This window comes from Mucilaginibacter sp. (assembly GCF_036568825.1).
In the GTDB taxonomy this organism is placed as follows: Bacteria; Bacteroidota; Bacteroidia; order Sphingobacteriales; family Sphingobacteriaceae; genus Mucilaginibacter.
Genome location: NZ_DATCRU010000067.1, coordinates 1 through 9,517, shown reverse-complemented (window position 1 = coordinate 9,517; position 9,517 = coordinate 1). Strand labels below are relative to the sequence as shown.

The 9,517-nt window shown below is 44.3% G+C and carries 4 protein-coding genes and 1 pseudogene; all 5 read left to right on the top strand.

The genetic code is table 11. The features are described from left to right. Window positions 1–477: 477 nt before the first annotated feature. Window positions 478–3,735 carry a SusC/RagA family TonB-linked outer membrane protein gene (locus tag VIM89_RS14510; protein ID WP_488156888.1) on the top strand — a complete coding sequence of 1,086 codons (3,258 nt, stop codon included), beginning with the start codon at window positions 478–480 and terminating at the stop codon, window positions 3,733–3,735. Window positions 3,736–3,747: 12 nt separating this feature from the next. Continuing rightward, entirely contained in the window at window positions 3,748–5,676 is a 1,929-nt protein-coding gene (locus VIM89_RS14505; protein WP_488156887.1) for a RagB/SusD family nutrient uptake outer membrane protein, read from the top strand. A 13-nt stretch (window positions 5,677–5,689) separates the two neighbouring features. Continuing rightward, window positions 5,690–6,457 carry a DUF3823 domain-containing protein gene (locus VIM89_RS14500; RefSeq protein WP_488156886.1) on the top strand — a complete coding sequence of 256 codons (768 nt, stop codon included), beginning with the start codon at window positions 5,690–5,692 and terminating at the stop codon, window positions 6,455–6,457. 100 nt (window positions 6,458–6,557) lie between these two features. Further along, on the top strand, window positions 6,558–8,744 hold the full coding sequence (locus tag VIM89_RS14495; protein ID WP_488156885.1) for a hypothetical protein: 2,187 nt from the start codon (window positions 6,558–6,560) through the stop codon (window positions 8,742–8,744). Window positions 8,745–8,984: 240 nt separating this feature from the next. Continuing rightward, window positions 8,985–9,517 (top strand): annotated as a pseudogene (locus tag VIM89_RS14490) (GH92 family glycosyl hydrolase); the annotation flags it as partial.

Sequence of the window (9,517 nt, the reverse complement as noted above, 5' to 3'; positions counted from 1 at the left end):
CCTCTTCATTAAGAACACGTTACCCATAAGAAAAGGCCGGGCCTTTGAGAGAACAATAAAAAATAAACACTCAAAAAGTAAATTCCGAACCTATTCAAACTTTAAACCAGCATACTAATCCTTAACTTAATGACATTGCTCTACGAGGCAAAAATGTTTGCTGTTGATTTTCGCTACAAAGCGGTAGACCCTACGGGTCAATAATTAACGCAATATTGTCAGCACCCCCGTCTTAGGATTAAATAAGGACTATTTTCTATTTCATTCCTAACAAATAGTTTACTTTAAGATTTTCACTTAGTGTACTTTTTACAATAATTGTAACAAGTCTGATTACCTTAAGGTTAATAAGATTATTAGCTAATTAACCCATTTTTTAACCCATTTTTTAATACCACCCCTCTAACATTGTGTACTGAAAGCCGCGGGTCGAGCCATCGATCCTGGTATTTTATAAACCAACCAACCTATTTATTTATGAAGAAATCTTTTACCTGTCGAAGCCGGCTGATTGACTTCTGTCTGGCTAAAATCAAGATCCTCATTTCCCCGCCACTGGCATTACTGCTGACATTGTGCCTGTCGTTTTCGGCCTATGCACAAGGTCAGGGGAAGGTACAGGGTACTGTACTGGATGAAAAAGGAGGCACGCTGCCCGGTGTCTCTGTTAAATTAAAAGGGACTGACCAGGGAACCGTAACCGACATCAACGGTAAGTTCTCCCTTAATGCAAGTGTAGGCCAAACGCTGGTCTTAAGTTACATCGGATATCAAAACCAGGAAGTTGTAATAAAAGACGCGGCACCAATATCCGTAAGCATGGCGCCGGCTTCCTCGTCATTAAACGAAGTAGTGGTAGTAGGTTATGGCAGCCAGAAAAAGCTATCGTTAACCACAGCGGTAACCTCAATAACCAATAAGGAAATCGTAACCACCAAAAACGAAAACGTCGAGAATATGCTAACCGGTAAAGTTGCCGGTTTGCAGGTGATGCAAAACACCTCAGAACCGGGGGACTTTAACAATAACATCTCCATACGCGGTTTCGGAAATAATCCACTCATAGTTGTGGATGGTGTACAGATGCCAAACTTTAATGTTACGGGTGGCAACGGAGATAACTCTACAAGTACCAGCAATATTTTAGCCCGGTTAGATCCCAACGATATCGAAAGCGTATCTGTACTGAAGGACGCCGCAGCATCTGTGTATGGTGTAAAAGCAGCAAATGGCGTTATCCTGATCACTACCAAGCACGGTAAAAAAGGACAATTGCAATTGGAGTACACAGGTACTTTCGGCTCGCAAGTTCCATCTGGTTTACCAAAGCCTGTTGACGCTATACAATACATGACATTGGCCAACCAACTATCGATGCATCAGTTGGATAACAGTAAGATCGTTTACACGCCCCAGGATTTTGCAAATTATGCGAATGGCACTAAAAAGAGCGCAGACTGGTATGATGCGGTATTTAAAAAATCAGCTTTCCAGGATCAGCACAACCTTACCGCCACCGGTGGAAGTGATAATACCACTTACCTAATAAGCGGAGGCTTTACCGGGCAGGATGGCTTTTTAACAAGTAATGACCTGTATTATAAACGTTATAACATTCGCTCGAACATTACCAGCAAGATTACCAAAAACCTGACATTGAATCTGAACCTTGCAGGTATCTGGGATCAGAAAAATTCGCCTTTACAATCCGTTTGGTGGACCACCCGCGAAACCTGGCGCGAATTACCTATCCAGTCTTTTTATGCCAATAACAACCCTGCTTATTTAAATCTTGGCCTTGTTGACGGTGGTAACCCGCTGGCTTATGAAAATTCTGATATAAATGGTTACAGCATTCAGAATAATAAATTTTTTAATGGTCTCCTCAGCTTGCAATATGACGTGCCTTTTGTACCGGGTTTGAGTATTAAGGCAATGTATAGCTATAACGATCAGATACAGGATAATAAGCAATATGCTAAGTCATACAATCTGTATCAATATGATGACGCCACACAATCGTACAAACCTACGCTAACCGGTGCACCAAGTTATGTACAGCGTCAGTACTATGATTATCCTCAAAATACCGATCAGTTGTCTATCAATTATAACCGCTCATTTAAAGGCGGTCATAACATAAGCGCTTTAATACTTTACGAAGGTAACCAGCAACAAGCAGATAACTTCGGTGCGTATCGCCAATTGTCGCTGCCTGTTGATCAGATATTTGCCGGTAACACTTCGAATCAAAATGCTTTCCAATACCCTTACCAGGATGGCGACCAAACCCGCCCGGTCCTATACAACTATACCACCAACTCATTGGTAGGCAGGTTGCATTATGATTACAAAGGGATATACCTGGCTGAGTTTAGCTTCAGAAATGACGAGTCATCTAAATTTCCGCCCACGCAATCCAAAGGGTTCTTCCCATCGGTATCTGCTGCATGGAATGTTTCTGAGCAGGACTTCTGGAAAAACTCATCTGCCTTATCCTTTATCGATCAGTTAAAGGTGCGCGCTTCTTATGGTGTACTGGGGGATGATAATACGTTATATTACCAGTTTTTGCAGGGATATTTTTATCCGGCTAGTAATGGTACGGCAAATAACCAGGTGCCAAGCGGTTCGGTATTTGGCAGTAACTTCGTAAATGCCGTGCAAAGTACCGGCCTGCCTAACCCGAACATTAGCTGGGAAACATCGCATACGTTTGATGCGGGTATCGACTTTGACGCATGGAAAGGATTATTCGGCTTTACTTTCGACTATTTCCGCCGCGACCGCAAAGGTTTATTCTCAGCTAACTTGCTTCAAATACCCGATGTATTGGGAACACCGCTTCCTCAACAGAATTTGAACAGCGACCGTACCGAGGGTTTTGACTTTGAGGTAACTCACAGAAGCCATATCGGTAAATTCAATTATAATGTTCGTGGCACATTCTCTTATGCACGTACTAAATGGGTTAATTATGCCGAATCTAAACATGGTAACTCCTACCTGGATTGGCAGCAAGATCAAACCAATCGTAACCAGGGTATACAATGGGGTTTAGGCGGATCTGGCCAATACCAAAATTACAGCCAGATACTAAACAGCCCGGTATTTGTTGGAAGGGGAACGGTTGTGGGCGATTATGTTTACCAGGACTGGAACGGCGACGGGCAGGTTGATGGGAATGACAATCATCCGATAGCCTATGGTAGTAACCCTAACGGCGGAACAGTAACCCCACAAATTACTTACGGCTTAAGCGTGGGCGGATCATATCAGAATTTTGATTTCAACTTATTGTTCCAGGGAGCAGCTAAAATCGACATTTCTTACATCGAACAATTGAACATCCCGCTTTGGGGTGGAGGCAGCGCGTTAACGCAGTTTACTGACGACTGGCACCCGGCCAACCCTAACGCCGATCCTTATAACCCAAATACAGTATGGACTCCCGGGACATTTGCTTATACCGGTACCACTGCTAATACGGGTTCAACATTCAACTTCCATAATGCATCTTACGTGCGTTTAAAGAGTGTTGAATTGGGATATACATTCCCTACCCAATTGCTTTCTCATATTGGGGTGAAGGGAATAAGGGTATTTGCCAACGCCTATAATATACTCACCATCACAGGTCTTAAATATGTCGATCCGGAACACCCTACCGGCCTGTACGGGTACCTGTATCCGCTTGATAAGTTATATAACATAGGCTTAAACGTGAAATTTTAATCAGGACAGATCATGAAACGATATATTTATATAGTATTAACAATCTTAGCTTTCTGCGGAACGGCATGTCGCAAGGTGAATATAGCCCCGCAGAATATCGTACGCGATCCGGACGTATTTACAACCGCGCCGGGTATACAGTCATACATGGCCCGCTTATATAGTGAGTTGCCGATAGAGGATTTCCGGTATTCACCGGATATGGGTTTGAATTTCTTCTGGATCATAAAACCAACGCCTGCAACTACAGGCGAAGCATTGAGCCGTGACCAGACAGGATCAACCTCTGAAAACTGGGGCGACTGGCACTGGGATATCTGGGGTGGATCATATACTGTTATCCATGATTGCGACTACTTTATTGAAACATTACCTTCCTATTCAAGCAATTTTACCAAGGACCAGATAAACCAGTGGTTAGGAGAAGCCTATTTTATTCGTGGCATGACCTACTTTGCATTGGTAAAGCGCTTTGGCGGCGTACCGATAGTAAACAAAACACTGGATTATACCGTAGGCGGTAGCACAGAACCTTTGAAAGTTCCGCGCTCATCTGAAAAAGCGGTTTGGGACCAGGTTGCAAGCGACTTTGATTTTGCTATAGCCAACCTGCCCGCTACAAACGCTGATAATAATGATGGCAGCCGCGCTAATAAATATGTTGCTGCTGCATTCAAGTCAAGAGCGATGTTATATGCCGGAAGTATTGCTAAGTACAATAAGATCACTTTGTTTGACGGCAGCCAAAACCAGCTTTGCGGAATCCCGGCAAGCGCAGCGAATGGCTATTTTCAGGCAGCGGTTGATGCGGCAAAACAATTGGATGGCGTGTATAGCCTTTACCTGAAAGCATGGTCATCCACTGACAAGGCAGCGCAATACCAAAACTTTGTCAACCTGTTCTCTGATGCTTCAAGCACCGAGAGCATATTTGTTCGCGAATATCAATATCCGAATTCAGTACATGGTTACGACGCTTATAATGTTCCCCGTCAGTTGATCGGCCCGAATGGTTATTCATCCGAAGTAAACCCGACGCTCGATTTTGTGGAAATGTTTGACGGCATCCCTAAAAATTCAAATGGCACTATTCAGAACCTGGATGCGAATGGACACTATTTGTTATTCAATAATACAATGGATCTGTTCGCCAACGCCGAGCCGCGCTTAAGAGCGTCAGTAATTTTGCCGGGCGATGTATTCAAAGGCCAAAGCATTGAGATCCGCCGTGCTATTTACACCGGCCCATCGGCAAGTGGTATAAGTCCGTTATTGCCTGCCGGTTCCAGGGCGCAATACCCTGCTGCAAATTTGGTTCAATCTGCAAATGCCGGTCAAACTGCTTTTACCTTGCCTGACGGTTCAAAAATGAACCCTGCAGGCTTGAGCGGTATCTTCACGGGTGATCAAACCTGCGCTATTTCAGGCTTCTCAGTCCGTAAATGGCTTAATCCGAATCTGCCAACTTCGCAAGTGCTTGAAAATAACGAGGATCAAACCTGGATCGAAATGCGTTACGCCGAAGTATTGCTAAACCGTGCCGAAGCAGAATATGAGCTTGGATCTTCCAACTCTGCTAATGTTACTGATGCCTTTACAATCATCAATCAGATCCGTTCAAGGGCAGGGGCCACTCCGCTGCTAAGCGCAAGCGCTATGACTATCGATACGATCCGTAAGGAAAGAAGAAAAGAGCTGGCTTTTGAAAATAAAACCTACTGGGATTTGAGAAGATGGAGAATATTTGACAAAGAGCAAAACGGTACCATCTATCGCGTGCTGATGCCTTTCTATTCATCAACAGCAGGTAAGTACTTCTTTGATGCCCGTACCGACGAGCGCAACGATGTATACACTTACGATCCGAAGTGGTATTACGAACAAATACCTGGCGGAGCGATTTCAAAGAGCCCGAACTTAATACAGAACCCCGGTTATTAATTATAGCAAGACAATGAAGAAGAGATTATATTATTTAGCATTTGGCCTGGTGGCAATCGCCGCCAGCTCATGCTCCAAAATCGATAATTATCCCGCGCCATCGAATACTTTAAGAGGGAGCGTTACAGATGCGGGCACAGGAACCACGGTACAAACCGAAATTGGCGGGCGTGGCACCCGTATCAAATTGCTCGAAACGAGCTATAGCAGCAACCCGACTCCTTATTACCTGGAGTCGATGCAGGATGGCACTTATAACAACACCAAAATTTTCGCTGCTACCTACAACATTTCTCCGGAAGGCGCTTTTGTTCCTTTGGTAGTTACCGATAGTGTAGGCAAGGTAGTATCGGATAAGAGCCAGAATGTTACTATAACAGGCACCAATACTGTAACCACAGTTAATTTTAAAGTAGAGCCATTCCTGAGGGTTGATTGGGTTGGCCAGCCTAAGTTTAATGCGGACAGCACCGTAACCGTACAAATTAAAATATCCAGGGGCACTACTAACGCTGCTTACCAGCTGCCAATAACCGACGTGAATTTGTATGTGAGCAATACACAATATGATGGTGACAATAACTACGATCCTGTGCATTCACCGCTGGCTACTTTTAGCACGACTGTGCAAACAGATAGTTTATTGAGCAATACGCTCACAATCACTACTAAAGGCGGTGCATTGCCACAACAGGATGTTTACTTCCGCGTAGGCGCAAGGATAAACGCCGGATTAGATTACTACAATTATAGTACACCGGTTTCAATTAAATATCCATGATTTAATTAGGGAGGGCTCCGGCCCTCCTTTTTCAAGACCCTTCATCTACCTTTTACGACACTACATCCACCTATCTAAAAACAGCTATATTTAATACTAAATGAAAAAGACTACCCTGCTTTGCTCTTTGCTGGCCGTTTCCTATGCTGCCTTCGCGCAGAAATATGATGCGACCAAAGAGCATCCGCGACAAAAAACTACCTTCCAAACCAGCAGTAAATGGATACCACAGATCGATGTACGGTCTGATATGGCCATCGTTTACGGCACCCACGACCGCCCGGGCGAAACTTTTGAGCAGCGCGTACAATCATGGCGCGATAAAGGTTATCAAACTGCATTTATGACCGGCATTGCCTGGGGCAATTATTTTGATTATTTCCTGGGAAAATGGGACGGTAAAAACCATCTCGGTGTAGGCCAGGTAACCAAAAAAGGCGACACCATTTTTCATGGCAGGAATATGCCTTACGTAGTGCCCGTGCAGTCGTTCATCGAATACATGAAAACTGCCGTGGTAAAACGTGTGATCGACGCTAACATTACCACCATATTTTTAGAGGAACCGGAATTTTGGGCACGTGCCGGATACAGCGCACCTTTTAAAGAAGAATGGCAAAAATATTACGGTTTCCCATGGAGGCCTCAGGATGAATCGCCTGAGAATACCTATTTATCGAGCAAATTGAAATATCATTTATATTACGATGCGATAAAACAGGTATCAAGCTACGCCAAAGAATATGGCAAAAGCAAAGGCAAGGAGATCAAAGTTTATATCGCCACGCACTCGCTGGTGAATTATTCTTCCTGGCAAATTGTAAGCCCGGAAGCAAGCCTGGCATCATTACCAGGTATCGATGGTTACATTGCCCAGGTATGGACAGGCACCTCGCGTGAACCGACATTTTTTAATGGCGAGAAAAAAGAACGCGTATTTGAGAATGCCTTTCTGGAATACGGCTCAATGGTTTCAATGACCGCACCGACCGGTCGTAAACTATTCTTCCTGACCGACCCTATCGAAGATTGGCCGCGCGACTGGGCGGATTATAAACGCAATTACCAGGCAACTTTCACCGCTGAAATTTTGTACCCGATGGTAGATAATTATGAAGTAATGCCCTGGCCCGAGCGTATCTACACCCATCCTTACAAAGTTGCGCATAGCGATTCGATGGTGCTGATACCGAAGTTTTATTCAACTCAAATGCAGGTGATGATCAATACGCTGAACGATATGCCGCTGTCAAAAAACAAAGTGAACGGTGTAAACGGTATCGGGGTATTAATGAGCAACTCGCTCATGTTCCAGCGCTTCCCTACGCATAATGGTTTTGAAGACCCGCAGTTCTCCAACTTCTACGGTCAAACCCTGCCGTTGGTAAAACGTGGCGTTCCGGTACAAACTGTTCACATGGAAAACCTGGCTTACGCACCTACTTTAAAAGACATTAAAGTTTTGGTGATGAGCTACTCCAACATGAAACCGAATAGCCCCGAAGTGCATCAGCATATTGTCGACTGGGTGAAAAAAGGTGGCGTGCTGGTTTACTGTGGTCGCGATGACGATCCGTATCAATCGGTAATGGAATGGTGGAATACAAAAGGCCTGAAATACAAAGCACCTTCTGAGCATTTATTTAAGCTATTGGGAATTTCCCCCGTTGCTGGCAAAGACAGGTATGCAGTTGGCAAAGGAGCGGTGTACGTGATCCGCCAAAACCCTAAAGAGTTTGCAATGCAGAACGGTGAAGACGAGAAGTATATTAAAGAGATAAAATCAGCCTACGAAAAAGATGCCCATGCAGGCCAATTGACTTTCAAAAACAACTTCTACCTGGAGCGTGGCCCATATGATATTATCTCCGTTTTGGATGAGAACTCCGATAGCAAGCCATACACCGTAAAAGGTCCTGTTATCGATCTGTTCGATCCGCAACTGCCTGTTTTAAGTGAAAAAGTGGTTAAGCCCGGCGAGCAATCATTGTTGTATGATTTGAGCCGTGTTGTCAATAAAAATCAGCCAAAAGTACTGGCGTCGGCGTCAAGGATTTATGATAGCAGATCGACACAAAATAGTTACTCTTTTGTAGCAAAAAGCCCTATAAATACCATAAATAGTGCGCGTGTTTTGTTACCTTCGAAACCAGGAAAAATTACCGTTTCTGATCACGAAGGCAAGACCGTAAACGATGTAAAATCATCATGGGATGAATCGTCACATACGCTTTATTTGGGGTTTGATAATAGTCCGGATGGCATTAAAGTGAACATCGAATGGTAATATTCCGGAGCCAAAACTTTTTGCAATTAACTTTTATGGCGATTATGCCCCGTATAGACTCACCCCGAATGCGCTGCGCTGTTCGACCCTCTCTACCACAAGTGGTAAAAAGGGTAAGAAAAAAAAATCCCCTCTTTGCGCGAAGCGGAGAGAGGGTGGTCGAGCGAAGCAATGACCGGGTGAGTAGAATGGGCGATTTGCTTTCAGTTTTTCATTCATCGCTATAAACATATACAATACATGAAATCACCCCTTTTTCTTTTATTTTTTCTGCTGCCATTTTCGGTATTTGCTCAAAAACAAACCGCATTGACCGACTATGTGAACCCGTTGATGGGTTCGCAATCCAGGTATGACCTGTCGAACGGAAATACCTACCCGGCCATTGCACTGCCCTGGGGCATGAACTTCTGGACACCTGAGACCGGTAAAATGGGCGACGGCTGGCAGTATACCTATGATTCCTACAAGATCAACGGTTTTAAGCAAACGCACCAGCCTTCACCATGGATGGGCGATTATGGCCAGTTTGCCATTATGCCTGAGACCGGCCATCTGAAAGTGACTCAAAATGGCCGCCAAAGCTGGTTCTCGCATAAAACCGAGATCGTAAAACCATACTATTACAGCGTTTACCTGGCGGATCATGATGTGACTACGGAAATAGCACCAACCGAACGCAGTGCGCAGTTCCGCTTTACTTTCCCAAAAAGCGACAGCTCATTTATCGTGATCGATGCTTTTGATAAAGGATCATATGTAAAAGTAATTCC